At 50.6% G+C, this 17,153-nt stretch carries 14 protein-coding genes, 2 pseudogenes and 1 riboswitch; of the genes and pseudogenes, 11 read left to right on the forward strand and 5 right to left on the reverse strand.

Going from position 1 to position 17,153, the window contains the following annotated elements; translation table 11 throughout:
• Positions 1-236, forward strand: a pseudogene (locus tag J0X21_RS10525) (accessory gene regulator ArgB-like protein); the annotation flags it as partial.
• A 339-nt stretch (positions 237-575) separates the two neighbouring features.
• A pseudogene (locus J0X21_RS10530) lies at positions 576-932 on the forward strand (MFS transporter); the annotation flags it as partial.
• 208 nt (positions 933-1,140) lie between these two features.
• On the opposite strand, the gene J0X21_RS10535 reads toward J0X21_RS10530, so the two are convergent.
• Positions 1,141-2,718, reverse strand: coding sequence for an FMN-binding glutamate synthase family protein (locus J0X21_RS10535; RefSeq protein WP_206812167.1), 1,578 nt, complete (start codon positions 2,716-2,718; stop codon positions 1,141-1,143).
• A gap of 473 nt (positions 2,719-3,191) precedes the next feature.
• On the opposite strand from J0X21_RS10535, the gene asnS reads away from it, so the two are divergent.
• Positions 3,192-4,568 (forward strand): asparagine--tRNA ligase, encoded by a 1,377-nt coding sequence (asnS, locus tag J0X21_RS10540; protein WP_407947645.1) that lies wholly within the window; start codon positions 3,192-3,194, stop codon positions 4,566-4,568.
• A 30-nt stretch (positions 4,569-4,598) separates the two neighbouring features.
• On the opposite strand, the gene J0X21_RS10545 is transcribed toward asnS, so the two are convergent.
• Together J0X21_RS10545 and J0X21_RS10550 are read right to left on the reverse strand one after the other, a co-directional pair.
• A complete protein-coding gene (locus J0X21_RS10545; protein ID WP_206812169.1) occupies positions 4,599-5,954 on the reverse strand; it encodes an ammonia-forming cytochrome c nitrite reductase subunit c552 in 1,356 nt (451 codons plus the stop codon).
• Between the two features lie 22 nt (positions 5,955-5,976).
• On the reverse strand, positions 5,977-6,462 hold the full coding sequence (locus tag J0X21_RS10550; protein ID WP_206812170.1) for a NapC/NirT family cytochrome c: 486 nt from the start codon (positions 6,460-6,462) through the stop codon (positions 5,977-5,979).
• Positions 6,463-6,657: 195 nt separating this feature from the next.
• Here J0X21_RS10550 and J0X21_RS10555 point away from each other — a divergent pair, with 195 nt between their 5' ends.
• Positions 6,658-6,801, forward strand: coding sequence for a hypothetical protein (locus tag J0X21_RS10555; RefSeq protein WP_206812171.1), 144 nt, complete (start codon positions 6,658-6,660; stop codon positions 6,799-6,801).
• Positions 6,802-6,890: 89 nt separating this feature from the next.
• Here the strand turns inward: J0X21_RS10555 and J0X21_RS10560 are convergent, their stop codons facing one another.
• The gene (locus J0X21_RS10560) at positions 6,891-7,952 is read right to left on the reverse strand and encodes a DNA-methyltransferase (protein WP_206812172.1); all 1,062 of its coding nucleotides are present in this window, start codon (positions 7,950-7,952) and stop codon (positions 6,891-6,893) included.
• A gap of 137 nt (positions 7,953-8,089) precedes the next feature.
• On the opposite strand from J0X21_RS10560, the gene J0X21_RS10565 reads away from it, so the two are divergent.
• Together J0X21_RS10565 and J0X21_RS10570 are read left to right on the forward strand one after the other, a co-directional pair.
• Entirely contained in the window at positions 8,090-8,974 is an 885-nt protein-coding gene (locus tag J0X21_RS10565; protein ID WP_206812173.1) for an NAD(P)-dependent oxidoreductase, read from the forward strand.
• Between the two features lie 227 nt (positions 8,975-9,201).
• Positions 9,202-10,569, forward strand: a complete 1,368-nt coding sequence (locus J0X21_RS10570; RefSeq protein ID WP_206812174.1) for an alanine/glycine:cation symporter family protein — start codon at positions 9,202-9,204, stop codon at positions 10,567-10,569.
• On the opposite strand, the gene J0X21_RS10575 is transcribed toward J0X21_RS10570, so the two are convergent.
• The gene (locus J0X21_RS10575; protein WP_206812175.1) at positions 10,566-10,808 is read right to left on the reverse strand and encodes a nitroreductase family protein; all 243 of its coding nucleotides are present in this window, start codon (positions 10,806-10,808) and stop codon (positions 10,566-10,568) included. The genes J0X21_RS10570 and J0X21_RS10575 overlap by 4 nt on opposite strands.
• A gap of 79 nt (positions 10,809-10,887) precedes the next feature.
• Between J0X21_RS10575 and J0X21_RS10580 the strand changes: the two genes are divergently transcribed.
• The 5 genes from J0X21_RS10580 (at position 10,888) to lysA (ending at position 17,123) form a co-directional block, all read left to right on the forward strand.
• On the forward strand, positions 10,888-12,495 hold the full coding sequence (locus J0X21_RS10580; protein WP_206812176.1) for an L-aspartate oxidase: 1,608 nt from the start codon (positions 10,888-10,890) through the stop codon (positions 12,493-12,495).
• Positions 12,496-12,846: 351 nt separating this feature from the next.
• A complete protein-coding gene (locus J0X21_RS10585; protein ID WP_206812177.1) occupies positions 12,847-13,065 on the forward strand; it encodes a ferrous iron transport protein A in 219 nt (72 codons plus the stop codon).
• A gap of 113 nt (positions 13,066-13,178) precedes the next feature.
• On the forward strand, positions 13,179-15,170 hold the full coding sequence (gene feoB, locus J0X21_RS10590) for a ferrous iron transport protein B (protein WP_206812178.1): 1,992 nt from the start codon (positions 13,179-13,181) through the stop codon (positions 15,168-15,170).
• Positions 15,171-15,189: 19 nt separating this feature from the next.
• Positions 15,190-15,417 (forward strand): hypothetical protein, encoded by a 228-nt coding sequence (locus tag J0X21_RS10595; protein ID WP_206812179.1) that lies wholly within the window; start codon positions 15,190-15,192, stop codon positions 15,415-15,417.
• A 156-nt stretch (positions 15,418-15,573) separates the two neighbouring features.
• Positions 15,574-15,754: riboswitch (Lysine riboswitch) on the forward strand.
• 109 nt (positions 15,755-15,863) lie between these two features.
• A complete protein-coding gene (gene lysA, locus J0X21_RS10600) occupies positions 15,864-17,123 on the forward strand; it encodes a diaminopimelate decarboxylase (protein ID WP_206812180.1) in 1,260 nt (419 codons plus the stop codon).
• Positions 17,124-17,153: the final 30 nt, after the last annotated feature.

Raw genomic sequence — 17,153 nt, forward strand, 5'->3', positions numbered from 1 at the left:
CTATCAAAAGTCAAGTGCAAAAGGCTAAGATTCGAAAGGTAACATTTCTCTTGGCTGTATTTATGTCGAGCATCTCTATTGCCTTAGGCCCGGGGAGCTTTTTAAATTGGTTAATCGCTATCGGATTGTGGTGGCAGGCTTTTACCTTAACACCAACGGGCTATTGGTTCGTTGGAATACTTGACAAGTTATTGACTATCCCAGGCTGGAAAGGGGGTGAAGCAACCAGTTCCTGAGTTTGGGAATGGAGGTGCACTGCCTTTTATGGCGCTTGAAAATAATCTTCAATTAACTACAATAGCAAAAGCATTGTCTTTAGTATTAACCTTAAAGATGGCGTTTCACGTCATCAAGTTCAAGAAGTGTTACGCCAACAGAATCTTGATGGCCTCGATCAATTGCAACTAATATATGTTCCGGATAATATAAAAAACTCCATTCACTCTTATCTTAAAAAATCATCGAGCAATATTTTTTGGTGGGCAAAGTCATCGAATGGAGAAGTAGTAAAACAAATATTTTTCGATTTCTATGATGGTTCAGTTGTATTTGAATCATAGTCTGGGTATCTTTCAGATAGGCTTTCCCGCAGCAGGCTCCTGGCCCTGATTTACATTATCCGTGCCCTGACCTTTGCTTTGCTGCTGACGGTGCAGGCATCGTGGATGCTAATTGTGTTTGCGGTCTTTTACGGCTTGACGGAGATGGCTTCGATTGCTCCGACCAGCTCCCTGTGCACGGATATGTTTAAGAAGCACCCCATCGGAACGGTGTTCGGCTTAGTGTCCGTCAGCCACCAGTTGGGAGGGGCGGCCGGTTCTTTCATCCCGGGAGTTCTCTATGACTTGACCGGATCGTACATCTTAATTATTGGACTCGGGATTGTGCTTTTGCTGGGGAGTTCCTTGGTTGTGGCCAGGGTTCGAGTCTAAGTCCGGCACTGAACAGACCAGGGATTGATAGACCGAAGATCAGTAGACCGCTGACGAGCAGTCTGGTGGACTGTATGCGAACTGAAGGATTTTGACTTTAACAAAGAGGACTGTTCCAAGGCTACACTTTGGACAGTCCTCTATATCTCTTAAATATAAAATTGCATTATAGCATTATGCTCCTTATAATGTTACTCTAATCTTATTGCTACTCCAAAATCTTTTCCGCTTCCTCGGCATCTAAGTCCATGATATAGGTGATGCCGGTGATGTCAGCGGCTTCTCTGGTGAGCGCCGCGATGTCGTCTCTGGTAATGTATTCGAGCGAGAACTTGCGGGCACCGGTCATGAATTGGCGCAGGCCTTGGGCAATGCGCTCAAAGTAAGTGTAGACTCCGATGGCTCCGACCGGCAAACGTTCAAAGTCTGAGCCAAGCTTTGTTTTAAGCTCAGAAGCAAGGATGAAGACTTGCTCAACTTCTTCTCCGTATTTCTTATACTCGTTCGGCACTTTGCCGCTTTTAACCATTTGTCCAACAGTCTTGCCGACCATGGCACTGGCCAAAGGAGCCCTTGCCATTTCAACCAGGCTGATATAAGGCGCTCCTAATGATAGTCCTTTGAACACCTGATCTTCGAGGGAGAACCCGCCGGCGATGGCTACATTGGGGATGTATCTTCCTTTCTTGGCTAGCTTGTCTAAATATTTAACTAACAGGGCCTGAATATAGACCGTGGGCAAACCCCATTCGTTCATCATGCGCCACGGGCTCATGCCGGTGCCTCCGCCCGCCCCGTCTACGGTGAGGAGGTCAATTTTAGCATCGGATGCGAACTTAACGGCGCGCGCTAAATCCGCAGGCCGGTAGGCCCCGGTCTTCAGGAAAACTTGTTTGGCGCCGGCCTTGCGTACTTCCTGTACCCGGGCATGGAAGCTTTCTTCCGTGACCATGCCGATGCGGGAATGCCGTTCAAATTCAGTAAAGGCCCCGGCTTTATAAGCAGCTTGCACGTTAGCGTCCGTGGGGTCCGGCAGGACGATGTAGCCGCGGCTTTTTAACTGGAGGGCGCGTTCGAGGGTATTTAACTTAACCTCACCGCCGATATCTTTGGCTCCTTGGCCCCATTTGAGTTCGACCGCCTCAACGCCGAGCTTTTCCAAGGCGTATTCCTGAACTCCGAGCTTGGTGTCTTCAACATTTGCTTGAACTGCAATTGTGCCTTCTCCCTGGTAAAAATCCTTAAAAGCTTTAACCCGGGCCGCGAGGGCAGGGGAGTTAACCACGCGCCCGTTTTTTATTTCAACGTCCGGGTCCATGCCGCAGACGTTTTCCCCGATGACAATCGGCACACCGGAAATGGCGGCGCCTGCTGCCAGGTGGTCCCAGTTGTCAGCTGCGACATTGGTGGAACCCATGGCTCCAATGACGATGGGCAAGCGGACTTTGATCTTGGTGTCGGCTCCGATTTCGCGCCCTAAGTTGACCGCTGGGAATATGGCCGTTTCGGGGTCGGCTTCAATGCCGTGAGCCCCTACGGCAGTACCCATTATGTTAAAGTGGGAGTAATCAACAGGATAATCTTTCTCCGAGGCTGAAGTTGTTTTGCCAAAAGGAGCCGGATACAGTACTTCTTTGCCGCGGACGGCGGATTTGCCAACTTCACACAAGCCGGCACAGCCGTCCAAGCAAGTGACACACATCCCGCTGTAGGGGGCAATGTCATCTCCGGCCCGGGCCTTAGTCAAAGTGGCCAGTGTTTGGTTGATTCCTTTGCTGAAACTCATTTTCTACCATCCTCCCGTTTTTTGGTTTTTTTCTACTGTCCTCTGCGGCAAAAAAAACTTTACTATGAAAAAGTCCGCCCATGAAACTGAGACTGGCCGCATAGTGAACAGCTATGCCAGTTTGCGTAATCTGGTTGTAGTCTAGCAAAAAAAAGGTTAATTGCCTAGACATTTTCACCTTGTATACTTAATACTAATGCAAATATACATGATGCATTAATACATTATACAAAATACAAGATGCAAATAAGCATAGGCTTGATTAAACGCTAGAAAGGAATAAGAGACTGTGAAAGAAAGGGAAGAACTGTTTCGTATAATTGGAAACTGAATAGTATTATGGTTATAATATGAAGGTAAAAGTTATCCCAAGAAAGGTTATCGCAAGGAAAAGTTACCAAAAGGAACAGCCGCAGGAAAGCTAAAAGTAATTATCGGTAAAGAAAGGAGAACGCGCGTTGCCCAAGGTAGATATTAAAGATATATTTCGTGAGAAAGAGAAGTTTCTGGGCCGGCCGCTTAGGCTCGAAGGCTGGGTACGGACGGTACGCGATCTTAAGGCGTTCGGGTTTATAGAACTGAATGACGGTACCTTTTTTAACAGCCTTCAGGTGGTATTTGATGAGAATTTAGCTAACTTCAAAGAGATTGCCAAATTGACGCTCAGCTCAGCCATCGCGGTCGAAGGAATCCTGGCCGAATCGCCGGGAGAGAAGCAGCCGTTTGAGCTGAAAGCAGAGAAAATCGAGGTCTTGAGCCTGTGTCCGACGGATTATCCGCTGCAAAAGAAAAGGCACAGCTTCGAATATCTCCGCACCATTGCTCATTTAAGGCCGCGCACCAACACGTATGCGGCGGTGTTTCGCCTGAGGTCGCTGCTGGCCTATGCGATCCACCGGTTTTTCCAGGAGCGGGGATTTGTGTACGTGCATACCCCGATTATTACCGGCAGTGATGCCGAAGGGGCAGGGGAAATGTTCCGGGTCTCCACTTTAAGCCTAAACAGTCCGCCGCGCACTGAGGACGGAGAGGTGGATTTTTCCCAGGACTTCTTTGGTAAGGAAACCAACCTGACGGTGAGCGGACAGCTGAATGGAGAAGCTTACTGCCTCGCCTTCAATAAAATCTATACCTTTGGACCGACCTTCCGGGCCGAGAATTCCAATACCGCCCGCCATGCCGCCGAGTTCTGGATGATTGAGCCGGAGATTGCCTTTGCGGAGCTTCGAGATGATATGCAATTGGCGGAAGACATGATGAAGTATCTCATCCGGTATGCGTTGGAGCAGGCGCCGGAGGAAATGGCTTTTTGCAATAACTTTATTGACAAAGGACTGTTTGAGCGCCTGCAGAATATCGTCGACTCGGAGTTTGGGCATGTTACCTACACCGAGGCGATTGAGATCCTGCAAAAATCCAAGGAGGAGTTCACCTACCCGGTAGCTTGGGGGAGTGATCTCCAGACCGAGCATGAACGCTATCTCACGGAAAAAGTCTTTAAGAAGCCGGTGTTCGTCACCGGCTATCCTAAAGACATCAAGGCTTTTTATATGAGGCTGAATGAGGATAATAAGACGGTGGCTGCGATGGATCTGCTGGTTCCGGGGGTCGGGGAAATCATCGGGGGCAGCCAGCGCGAGGAGCGCCTGGAAGTCTTGGAGCGCAGGATGGACGAGTTAGGGCTGAAGAAAGAGGACTATTGGTGGTATCTCGAACTGCGCAAATTCGGCGGGGTGAAACATGCGGGCTACGGCCTCGGGTTTGAGCGCCTGATCATGTATCTCACGGGGATCAGCAACATCCGCGATGTGATTCCCTTCCCGCGGACAGTGAATAACTGCGAGTTTTAACAGCTGCTTAGTAAACCTTGTCTGTAATTATTACTGCTGCTTCGGCGCAGCACCCGGTCCGGCGGCATCGACGGAGGTTCCGGCACCGGGGGTCTTGCCGGCATCCGGGTTCGCTGTGCCGCCGGCTGCCGTTCCAACCGCCAAGTTCGCTGTGAGCTGGGCCTGACGGGCCAAATCAATTCCCTCGCCCAGAACACGCAAAGCTTCTTTCGGGCTGTGGAAGCCCATGCTGTTCTCGGCTGAGATATAATCCCAGCGCCATTGGGATTTGCGGTGGAGGGTGCGTGCCTGAGTCATCATCTCGGCTTTGGCATTCGGATTTTTGGATGCGGTATTAATGGCGTCGATCGCATCAGAGAGTGCCTTTTCCAAGGATACTTTCGTCTTAAATACTTGGTCCTGAGTGCCAATCACCTGGTCTTTTAAGTACTGTTCACTTTGTTTGTGGCAGGTCTGACAGGATTGGGAGAGCGAGTTCAGCGGGCTTTGAATCTGGTGGGAAGAAATCTTGGAGGTTCCCTGCTTGATGTAAGGCATGTGGCAGTCCGCGCAGGCCACTCCGTTGGCCGCGTGTACTCCGGTGGAAAAGAGTTCATAGTCGGGGTGCTGGGCTTTCAGCATGGGAGCCCCGCTTTCCTTGTGGTCCCAGTCTTTGAAGTTTATTTCTTCGTAGAGTTTTTCCGCATCGTCCATTTTAAGGCCGTATTTCCAGGGATAGGTGACCCGTTTGTCTTCCGGTCTGAAATAGTATTCCACATGGCACTGGGCGCAGACCATGGTCCGCATCTCTTGGCGGCTGAGCTTGGCGGGATCCACACCTCTGGTTTTGAGCGCGTCAAGCAAGGTGACGCGCGTGATTTTCAGGGCATTGGTCTGGGCATCATGGCAGTCGGCACAGGCAATCGGATGCTTGATCTGGTCTTTTAACTGGTCAAACGGAGTAGACCAAAACGAATCCCCCATTTTTTCGATCAGGGGCGGGACATTCGGGCTTTTGCAGTTCCAGCAGGAGCTGATGGTCTTGGGGCCGACGCGCTGGGTTTTGGTGACGTCTTCCAAGGCCCACACATGGCCCCGCTCCTCATTGTAATCCTCGGAAAAAGGATAACCGGCAAAAAGTTTGACTTGTACTGGGGCTTCTTTCAGGTGGGATTCCGGGACAGAGCCCCCGTATTTGGAGTTACCCTTAGTCATTTCTTTTTGTTTGAGGTAGCTCGCGTACTGATCAGGATAGACCTTGCCCCAGACAGCCGGATCCGGTTCTCCCGCAGGAATCGTGGCTGTGGTGGGGGGAGTGGGAGCTTTTTGCGCACACCCGAAGGCGAGGGCTGCCAGGAGCAAGGATATCAACCCCAGCAGGATGATGCTTCGCCAAGCTTTATTCATTCGTGTGACCTCCTAAGATTTATTACCGGATCGGAGTGTAAATCTTCTCTGAGCTAAACGGCTGATACCATTGCCCGTGAGGGATGCCGCGGTGGCATTCGAAGCAGAGCTTGCCGCCGGAAATATTGATGTGTTCAACCACGGTTTGGTGGCAGCGGATACAGTTGCTTTGAATGATGTCGCGGCTCCAATCCGTGGTACGAAGCACGTCCGGGGGGTCAAAGGTGTTTTTATAATAATCCCTGGCACCGGAGTAGGCCTTGTACACTAAGGTTTCCGCCAGGTTTTCTTCGGGAAGATGGCAGTCGCGGCAGTTTACGTTCATCTCCTCCCGGTGTACATTGTGAAAAGAAGATTCGTAAGCAGGCCTCATGATATGGCAGGTGTAACCGCAGTATTGGTTGGTGGAGGTGTGTTCGAATTCGTACCGGACAAACACGGCCAAAGCTAAGATAACCGGGACGGCGAGTAGAAGCCATTTTTTGAGCCGGGGTGACAGAGGTTTCATAGATAGTTGCCCTCCGCATGTCCTAGTTTTCAGGAAAATAAACGAGTTGCAATGTTAGTATGAATTTTTCAGAAGTATTTCATTCCCTTCATTCGTTCAACGAATCGAAATACCTAAGGGTGAATTATATTGGTTTCCGCTGCACTAAGAGACTATAATAAGCTTAATGCTGATTAGCCTTGGGGGAGTGATCGGATGTTCGCTGCAGATTTAATCAGAGAATTGGACCGTTACTATACAGAAAATGCCCCGATTGCTAAATCGGGGCTGATTGCTGAACTAACACCAAAGCTAGGGTTAAAACAAGACCGCAAGGTTTTCCTGGCACAGGGAAGGTAAGCCGTGCGCCATGCCTATACTTCCAATAATTACCTTTTCCAATACGGTCTTAAGCCTGAAAAAACTGTTCGAGTATGACGATTTACCGTTTATTGTCTGCATCCTAAGGCCGGAAAATTATTCATTTGCAAATCCGCAGCCTTGGAAATGCCCTTTGGCTCCCGGTTATATTTTTTCTGTTCCTGGAGGGTGTTGCGCTCCCAGAAGACGTTGTCGTGGTAGCCTTGAATGGAACGGTCCGTGTCGGCTAAGGCCAGCCTTTTTTCAGCCAGGCAGCAGTATGTCTGGTCAAGCTCGATGCCGACGTAGCGGCGGTTGAGCTTTTTGGCCACCACGGAGGTGGTGCCGGATCCTAGGAAGGGATCTAAAACGACATCGCCTTCATTGGAACTGGCGAGGATAACCTTGGCTAAGAGTTTCTCCGGTTTTTGGGTGGGATGATCGGTGTTTTCCGGCATGGACCAGAAAGGTACGGTTAAATCCGTCCAGAGATTGGAAGGGTGGGTGAGGCGGTACTTGCCGTCCTCCTTATCATCCCAGTCTTTGGGTTTACCGGCTTCATCCCGGTAAGGCGCGATGACTCTCTTTTTCAGTTTAACTTGATCCACATTAAAGGTATATTTATCCGAAAGGGTACAGAACCAGATGTCTTCGGATGAGTTTTTCCAGTTGCTCTGAGCTCCCCGTCCTTTTTCCCGTTCCCAGGTAATGCGGTTGCGTACTTTGAAATATTTGGAGGCGACTTCGAAAATGGAGGCGCTGGAGAGCCAATCCCCGCAGATGTACACAGAAGCCTCCGGCTTTAAGGCGGGGAGAAGGCGGGAGAGCCAGGAGTCAAGCCATTCGCTGTACTTATGAACGTCCATCTGGCTGAAAGTCTTGCCGTTAAAGGTTTTGGTCAGGTTATAAGGAGGGTCGATAAAGAGTAAATCCACGAAGGCCGGGGGCAGGAAATCCAGAACCCCGAATAAATCCTGGTTAATGGTTTTGTTTAAGATTCTTTCCGGTTCAACCTTTTGGTCCAGGTGAACCAGCTGTTTGGCGTAGAGGGCTGCTTCTTCCGGATTCAGCGTGAGCGTGCGGTTTAGTTTTGCCCGGTTTTTGTCTTGGAGCAGAGTCTGCGGCGATTCTATTGTTGTCTGGTCTGTCATGTAAAACAACCCCTTGCTTGTGCTTTGAGTCCATACATTATTCGACAAAGGTGAGCAAATCCCTCTTCGTCATAGGAAAGATTAATGTTAGGTATCAGAATTCAATTTAATTTAAGGAAAGAATTGGAGTGAACACTATGTCTCTTAGCCCCCAAAATACGGTAATCGGTTTCATTGGTACGGGTGTGATGGGAAAAAGCATGGCCGGACATTTGTTGAAAGCTGGGTATAAGGTGGTCGTACATAACCGGACCCAGTCCAAGGCAGAGGAACTGTTGAATGCCGGAGCGCTCTGGCGCGGCCGCGTGGCTGAATTGGCGGCAGAGAGTAATGTCGTTATTACGACGGTCGGGTATCCGCGTGATGTGGAAGAAGTATACCTTGGGGAAGACGGGGTGGTCCAACATGTTCAGCAGGGAAGCTATCTCATTGATATGACGACCTCTTCTCCGGTCTTGGCGCAAAGGATCTATGCTGCAGCGAAGATAAAGCAGGTTCACGCCTTGGATGCCCCCGTTTCCGGTGGGGATATCGGTGCGCGTGAGGCCAGGCTGGCAATCATGGTTGGAGGGGATGAGGAAGCGTTTCAGGCGGTAAAGCCTATTTTTGAACGATTGGGTAAAAATATTGTGTTGCAGGGAGCGGCCGGCGCGGGGCAATATACCAAAATGTGCAACCAGATTGCGATAGCGGGTACGATGATTGGAGTAGCGGAAGCGATGGCGTATGCGAAAAAATCCGGACTTGACCCGGCCCGTGTCCTCCAAAGCATTGAAACCGGGGCAGCCGGAAGCTGGTCTCTGAGCAACCTGGCCCCGCGTATGCTTAAGGATAATTTTGCCCCCGGGTTTTATGTTAAGCATTTTATCAAGGATATGACCATTGCTTTAGAGTCGGCGGCCGAAATGAAGCTTAACTTGCCGGGTTTAGAACTGGTGAAGTCCCTTTATGACAGCCTGGCAGCGGCCGGAGAAGAAAACAGCGGGACTCAGGCGTTGTATAAGCTGTATACATCTAAGTAGCAAGTATTCAGGAGTCAGGAGTTAGTATTGATTACTCAGTAATGCTAATAAAGATGGTTTTGTGTAAGTCGCGAAGATTTATCACTCTGAGCGGCTTTCTTTTTTCTTGATGCGTTGAAATTCATGTTTGTTTTAGTTCATGGAAATACTATGCGCGTATAACCCGGGATTATTAGATAATTATGGTTGGATTATTTAGGTGATTCACATTTTAAGGGGGATTAATTATGGATTCATTTCATGCTGTAATTTCCGCTATTGACAGCTGGCTCTGGGGCTGGCCTTTGCTCATTCTGCTTTTAGGCACTCACTTATTTCTTACGATTCGGCTCCGGTTCATTCAAAGGTACATCGGAAAGGCGATCAAGCTTTCCGTAACCAAGGATGATTACGCCCAGGGCGATGTCAGCCAGTTCAGCGCCCTGGCCACCGCTTTGGCCGCCACGATTGGCACCGGCAACATTGTAGGGGTTGCCACAGCTATCTCTCTGGGCGGTCCGGGTGCTGTCCTCTGGACCTGGTTTACCGGGGTCTTCGGGATTGCCACCAAATATGCGGAGGCTTTACTTTCGGTCAAATACCGGATAAAGACCAGTGACGGCACCATGGCCGGCGGTCCGATGTATGTGCTGGAATATGGGCTCAAAATGAAATGGTTGGGGATACTTTTTGCTTTGTTTGCCAGTATTGCCGCATTTGGGATTGGCAATATGGTGCAGGCAAATTCCATCGCAACCATGTTAAATGAACAATTCGCCCTTCCAACCTACATCACCGGCATTGTTCTGGCGCTTTTAACAGCAATTGTAGTCATTGGTGGCGTTAAACGGATTGCCAGAGTGAATGACCTGCTGGTACCTTTTATGGCAGCTTTCTATGTTATAGGCTGTCTTATCATTCTAGCTCTCGAATGGAAGACGATTCCCGGTTCTATTGCTTTGATTTTCAAAAGTGCTTTTACCGGGCAGGCAGCTGCCGGTGGTTTTGCCGGGTCTACGGTGATGATGGCCATGCGCTATGGGGTTTCCAGGGGCCTCTTCTCAAATGAATCCGGTCTTGGAAGCGCACCGATTGTTGCGGCTGCAGCCCAGACCAGAAACCCGGTGCGCCAGGCTTTGGTGTCGTCAACCGGCACGTTTTGGGATACAGTCATCGTATGTGCCGTGACCGGTCTAACCATTGTCAATACAGGCGTGTGGATGCAAGGACTAAATGGCGGCAAGCTGACCCATGCGGCCTTCGGCAATATCCCGGTGATTGGGCCATTGGTATTGACAGTTGGGCTCTTGACTTTCGTTTTTTCAACGATTCTTGGATGGTCATACTATGGTGAAAAAAGTTTTGAGTATTTGTTTGGCAAAAAGTCAATTCTGATTTACCGGTTGGCCTGGGTGGCAGGGGTCTTTGCGGGATCGGTGTTCTCCCTCTCACTGGTCTGGGACTTTGCCGATCTTACCAATGGCCTGATGGCGATTCCTAACCTTATTGCCCTGCTGGCCTTAAGCAGTGTGATTGTTAAGGAAACGCGGGAATACCTGTGGAAGGATAATCTCGATCAAATTGCGGAGGATGAAACGATTGACCTCGGCGCTTAAGCGCCAATTATCCGAACAACATCCTCAACCGGGCGGCGCAGGCTGCGAGGTTTGTTCACCGGGTGGTTACTATCGGCATATCCAAGGGCGATTCCGAAGAATACCATGAGGTTGTCCGGGATGTTCAGTTCGCGGCGGATAATTTCCGGGTAAGCGACCAGGCTTACGGCCGGAATGGAATCAATCCCGTATTCTTGAGCCGCAAGCATTAAGCTTTTTGTAATCTTTTCTTTTTTCATGCAAGATTTCCTGCCGAGGCAAGGAGATTTTGTTTTCGACGGCGAATTCTTTAGAAACAGATATGCAGGGGGGATTGGGGTGGATTTAGAGCGTGTGCAGACAGATGCCTTAGTTATTGGCGGGGGGCTGGCGGGTTTAAGCGCGGCCTTGGAATTAAGGGCCGGGGGTTTGACCGTAACCCTTGTTTCTAAGGGAAAAGCGGGCCAAAGCGGAAACACCATCATGACTCGCAATAGTATGGCGGCTGTGCTGACGGAAGCGCCTAAAAGCGGCACGATCAGTGAGCATATAGAAGATACGCTTACAGCCGGGGCCAATTTGAATGAGCTCAAGTTGGTTGAGGCCTTGGCCCAGCAGGCGGAAGCAGGCATTAAAAGCCTGGAGCGCTGGGGTGTACCCTTTCTGCGCCAAGATGGAGACGGGAGCATCTCAACCAAAGGATCTCCCGGTCACCGCCGCCAACGGATTATTACAGTGGATGCCCGGCATTTGCGCTCTACTCATAATGCGGGTTTGGCTTTGAGCTTGCCCTTATTGAATAAAGCCAAAGAAACGGGAATTCAACTAATTAACGGTATCTTGATTACGGGTCTGTTAAAGAAAGATGGAATGGTTGGTGGTGCTTACGGGTTAGATCGCAGCCGGCCACGAGTTTGGGTCATCGAAGCCAGGGTTGTAATTCTAGCCAGTGGCGGGGTCGGGCAGATTTATCCTCTGACCACGAACGCAGGGGATGTGAGCGGGGATGGCTATGCCCTCGGGCACTTGGCTGGAGCAAAGTTACGGGATTTGGAATTTATCCAGTTTCATCCCACGGTCAGTATGGGACCCAATAAAGAAGTTCTATCCACTGCTCCTTTCAGCGATGGAGCGGTGCTGCGCAATAGATTGGGTGAGGCCTTTATGGTACGCTACTCCCCCCAGGGGGATATGGCGGCCCGGGATGTTATGGCCAGGGCAGTGTATGAAGAAATTAATAGCGGGCGCGGCAGTGAACGCGGGGGGGTTTATGTAGATTTTAGCCAAGTTCCTCCTTCTAAAATGGCGAGGGAATACGAGCCGATTCAGAGGCGGCTGAACGGGAGCACAACCGTCGAAGTCGGGACAGCGGCCCATTTTATGATGGGTGGAATCGTGATTGATGAATGCGGGCGCACCGGTGTGCCGGGACTCTATGCCTGCGGGGAAGTCACAGGCGGGGTGCACGGAGCCAACCGTTTGGCTGGAAATGCCCTGACTGAGGCTGTGGTTTTCGGGCTTGCTGCCGGGCGGCATGCAGGAGAGGACTTGAAAAACGCTCTTTTAGATAGGCCGCAGGGTTCGGAGCGTATACACGGGTTATTAGAGTGGGCCGAGATCGAGCGGTTGTTAGCCGAAGACGGAATTTTCCTGAAGCAGGCAAACTTAATGCGTAACACAGAAGGATTGAGCCTGGATGTAATTAAGAAAGAAATGCGTACCTTGATGGGGCTCCATGTAGGCATTGTGCGGAGCGGGAGCGGACTCATGCAGGCTAAGGAAAAACTCAGTCAGTTCGAGGCATATCTTAAAACATACTCTTGCCAGGAATATGGCGACTTGCTGGCTTTAAGACAGTTGCGGCTCATTCTCCTGACAGCAAAGTTAATCACAGAGGCCGCTTGGAAGCGCCCGGAGAGCCTGGGTGCGCATTATCGCGTGGATTAGCATAGCAGAACCGGTCACAACACAAATATCAATTGTTTAACGTGGAAGAGAATTTCTTCCCCGTTTTTTTATAACCAATATAGCCAATACCCAATTTGAGAAAAAAGTTTTTTCATAGTGTTTTACTGGGGATTGACTTATAGACGGAATTAATACTATAATAAAAGCAAGGAAATTGATAACAGTTCTCATTAGCATGAGAAAGAAATGTGTATATCAGTCTTTGTATCTTAACAGATATCAGGGACATATTGCAGATTTCCATTATCATTATTCTGAGGAAGGAGACATCTTTTGAAGTATCGCTTTTTACTTAATTGATAATGGTTGTCACAAGGGAGGGGAATAGAAATGACGCTGGATGGGGTAAAAAAAGGCCAGTCTTTTACGATTGCGCATATACCGAATGATCATGTCAGAGCCCAGGCGATTCGCTTCGGGATTGCGGAAGGGGAATGGCTAACCTGCGAAGAGGTGGTGCCGGCGGGCCCGGTGGTGGTGCGCAAGAACCGGCAGTTAATTGCCATGGGGAGGCAGCTGGCCCGTGAGATCGGGGTTCGGCTGGTATAATTTTTCAGCAGTCAGGAGTCAGAATTCAGGAGTCAGGAGTCAGAATAAGTAGGGAGTATTTTGGGATTAAGGTTTTTGCGTGAAGAAGAGATACCGAGAGGGGATGAGCAAAGATGTCACACTGTCATGGCTGCAGTTTAGAGATAGAAGTGCCGGAAGGTGCCCGCCGCCTAGTGCTTGCGGGAAATCCGAATGCCGGTAAATCCGTTTTTTTTAACAGTCTTACCGGGATGTATGTGGATGTGTCCAACTATCCGGGTACGACCTTGGAGATTTCCTCCGGGCAATACCAAGGGGATGTGGTGATCGATACTCCCGGGGTCTATGGAATTTCATCCTTCAATGATGAGGAACGGGTGGCCCGTGATGTGATTCTGACCGCTGATATTGTCATCAATGTAGTGAACGCGGTTTATCTGGAACGGGATTTGTTTTTAACCCAGCAGGTGATTGACACAGGCGTTCCGGTGATTGTGGCCTTAAATATGGTAGATGAGGCTGAGAGCCAGGGGCTGAAAATCGATCATGCCCTGCTCAGCAAATTGCTGGGCGTGCCGGTGATACCGACGGTGGCGATTGCCAAAAAAGGAATGGATGAATTGAAAAAGAGCATCGATCAAGCCAGGGTTGGCCAGTCTGATCCGGATTTGCAGGGGATGCTGAATGAACTGAGCGACCGGGTCGGAAGCCGAGGGGAAGCCTTGCTGATTCTCGAAGGGGATACGGCGGTGGCACAGCGCCACGGGCTGGAACCGCTGAATCACCGGGAAGAGATTTACATTAAGCGGCGTAAACGCGTGAATGAGATCGTGGAGCATGTGGTCCGGGAAGTGAACAACAAATCAGCCTGGGTCAACACCTTAAACCGGATGATGATCCGGCCCCTGACCGGAATTCCGATTTTAATCCTGGCTTTATACTTGATGTACAAACTCATCGGAGTCTTTGTCGCCGGGACAGTGGTGGGGTTTACGGAAGAGACGATCATGATCGGGCATGTGGAACCGTTTATCCGCTTGGTCATAGGCCGGTTCGTACAGGAAAGTTCTGCTTTGGGGACAATCCTGATCGGGGAATTTGGGTTGTTTACCATGACCTTAACTTATGTTTTCGGCTTGCTTTTGCCGCTGGTGGCCGGGTTTTACCTCTTTTTATCCATCTTTGAGGATTCCGGGTACCTGCCGCGGATTGCCACCTTGGTCGACCGGGTCTTAACCGGGATTGGCTTAAACGGACGGGCCGTGATTCCCATGATTCTGGGTTTTGGGTGCGTGACCATGGCCACGATTACCACCCGCCTGCTCGGTTCGGAGCGGGAGCGGCGCATCGCCATTTTTCTCCTGGGCCTGGCCATCCCGTGCTCCGCCCAGCTGGGAGTGATTGCCGGGATGCTGGCCACGGTCGGCCCGCAGTTTGCGGCACTCTATATCATGATCATTTTAGGTGTGTTGGTTGCTGTCGGGACCTTAATGAATATCCTGCTCTCCGGAAAATCCTCGGATTTGCTGATTGATTTGCCCCCGCTGAGACGCCCGCGCCTCAATAATGTCTTAACCAAGACCTGGATCAAATCGTCTCAGTTTGTCAAAGAAGCGCTCCCGCTCTTTGCCTTGGGTGCTCTCATTATCAGCGTGTTCCAGGTCACGGGAGTCTTAACCTTCCTGCAAAATATGCTGGCTCCGCTGACTGTGAATTGGCTTGGCTTGCCCCGCGACGCATCCACCGCTTTTATCATGGGGATTGTGCGCAGGGACTTTGGCGCGGCCGGATTGGCCGGACTGCCGCTGACGCCGATTCAAACGATTGTCTCCCTGATCACGATTACTTTGTTTGTCCCCTGCATCGCTTCGATTATGGTCATGTTTAAGGAGCGCACGAAGCGGGAGGCGGCGGTCATGTGGCTCAGCACCTGGGTGATTGCTTTCCTGATCGGAGGAATCACGGCCCAGTCCGCCCGCCTCATCGGCACGGAGACTCCCTTGCAAATTGCCGGGATTATCGCGGTGTTCTGGGGCTTGATTTTGGTGACGGTGTTCACGGTTAAAGTTCTTAAAAATAAGGTATGGGGAGAACGTCCCGAGACCAGTGCCAAAGGGATTGCATAGGAAAGAGGAAGTGAACACGATGTTTAAACTGATTCCGAAAATGCTTGAACGGGTCAGACCGGCAGCAGAACCTGCTCAAACGAAGCACTCGGCCTGTGCGGTTATGGTTGCAAGCTGCCCCCAGTGCGGTTACCCGCTCGATGGTCCGGCGCTAAGCTGCCCGCGCTGCCGCCAGCCGCTGGAGGCGGGCTGCTCCGGTAATTGCAGCAAGTGCGGCAGCGGCAGTTCGTGTTCGACGTGTAAGTAACCAGCTGGCTTATAGGGTATTGTACTCGGGAGACAGGAGACAGGAGTCAGAATTAGACTAGTTTAATCGATATTCTGAATTCTGACTCCTGAATTCTAAATACCTGAATCCACTGTTGACACACTTCGACGAATATAGGATAATGAAACAAATTAATAAGGCAATAGAGGTGCGGTTGATTAAGAGTACACATCCCAAGCTCAGTCAGCGATGAGGGATGCTGGAAAGGAATCACCGCCGAAGCGGGGGTTTGAGACTGGAGAACCCTGGCTGGGCGTGGGTTGAATAAGCACACGACTGTCATCCGGCACTGTCCGGATGGAGGGCTATTTGCAGTGTCGGGGTAGGGTTTTAAGTTAACTTTGCCTTTATGCGGTTGCGAGTAGTTCGGAACCGCTTTTTCGTGTGTGTCCCCAAAAAATTAGGAAAAGGTGGAGGAGCGTAACGTGGCACAAAAAACATTGCCCTTTAACAAAGAACAATTGCAACAGATTATTGCGGAGTACGGGACTCCGTTTCATATCTATGACGAAAAAGCGATCCGGGAAAATGCCCGCCGTTTAATCAAGGCCTTTTCCTGGGCTCCGGAGTTCAAGGAATATTTCGCGGTCAAGGCGACCCCGAATCCCTATATCCTAAATCTCCTGCGGGAAGAAGGGTTCGGGGCGGACTGCAGCTCCCTGGCTGAGCTGATGCTCGCGGAAAAGGTGCACATTCTCGATGAAAACATCATGTTCACCTCGAATGACACCCCTGCGGAGGAGTACCAAAAAGCGCGGGAACTGGGGGCCATTATCAACCTCGATGACATTACCCATATCGATTACTTAGAAAAGCACGCCGGCCTGCCGGAGATCCTCTCTTTTCGCTATAATCCCGGGCCTTTGCGCGAGGGCGGGAATGACATTATCGGCAAACCGGAGGATGCCAAGTACGGTCTGACCAAGGCTCAGCTGTTTGAAGGATATAAAGCGGCCAAGGCCAAAGGAGTGCAGCGCTTTGGGCTCCATACCATGGTAATTTCCAATGAGCTTGATCCCAACTACTTTATCGGAACCGCCAACATGATGTTTGACCTGGCGCTCGAGATCTACCAGACCTTGGGGATCAAGATTGAGCTGATTAACTTGGGCGGCGGCATCGGAATTCCGTACCGGCCGGAGCAGGGGCCGGTTGACCTTGAGTATGTAGGCCGGGGAATTAAAGAAGCCTACGAGAGCAAAATCGTGCCGGGCGGACTCCATCCCTTAAAGATTGCCATGGAGAGCGGTCGCATGATTACCGGCCCCTATGGATATCTGGTAGCCACCGTTTTGCACAAGAAGGATATTTATAAGCATTATGTCGGCCTCGACGCCAGCATGGCTAACTTAATGCGCCCGGGCATGTATGGGGCTTATCACCACGTGACGGTTATGGGCAAAGAAAATGCTCCTCATGACCATATCTATGATGTAACGGGGGGCCTGTGCGAAAACAATGACAAGTTCGCCGTGGACCGGGAGCTGCCCCAGATCGACATCGGGGATATCGTAGTCATCCACGACACCGGTGCGCACGGCCACGCCATGGGCTTTAACTACAACGGGAAACTGCGCTCGGCCGAGCTATTGCTCAAGGAAGACGGAAAGGTAAAGCTGATCCGGCGCGCGGAAACGATCGAGGATTTGTTCGCGACCCTGGACTTCTCGGGGTTGGAGAAGTAGGGGAAATAAGGCTGGAAAAAATTTTTGTAA

The organism is Paradesulfitobacterium ferrireducens (genome assembly GCF_017310645.1).
Taxonomy (GTDB): Bacteria; Bacillota; Desulfitobacteriia; order Desulfitobacteriales; family Desulfitobacteriaceae; genus Paradesulfitobacterium; species Paradesulfitobacterium ferrireducens.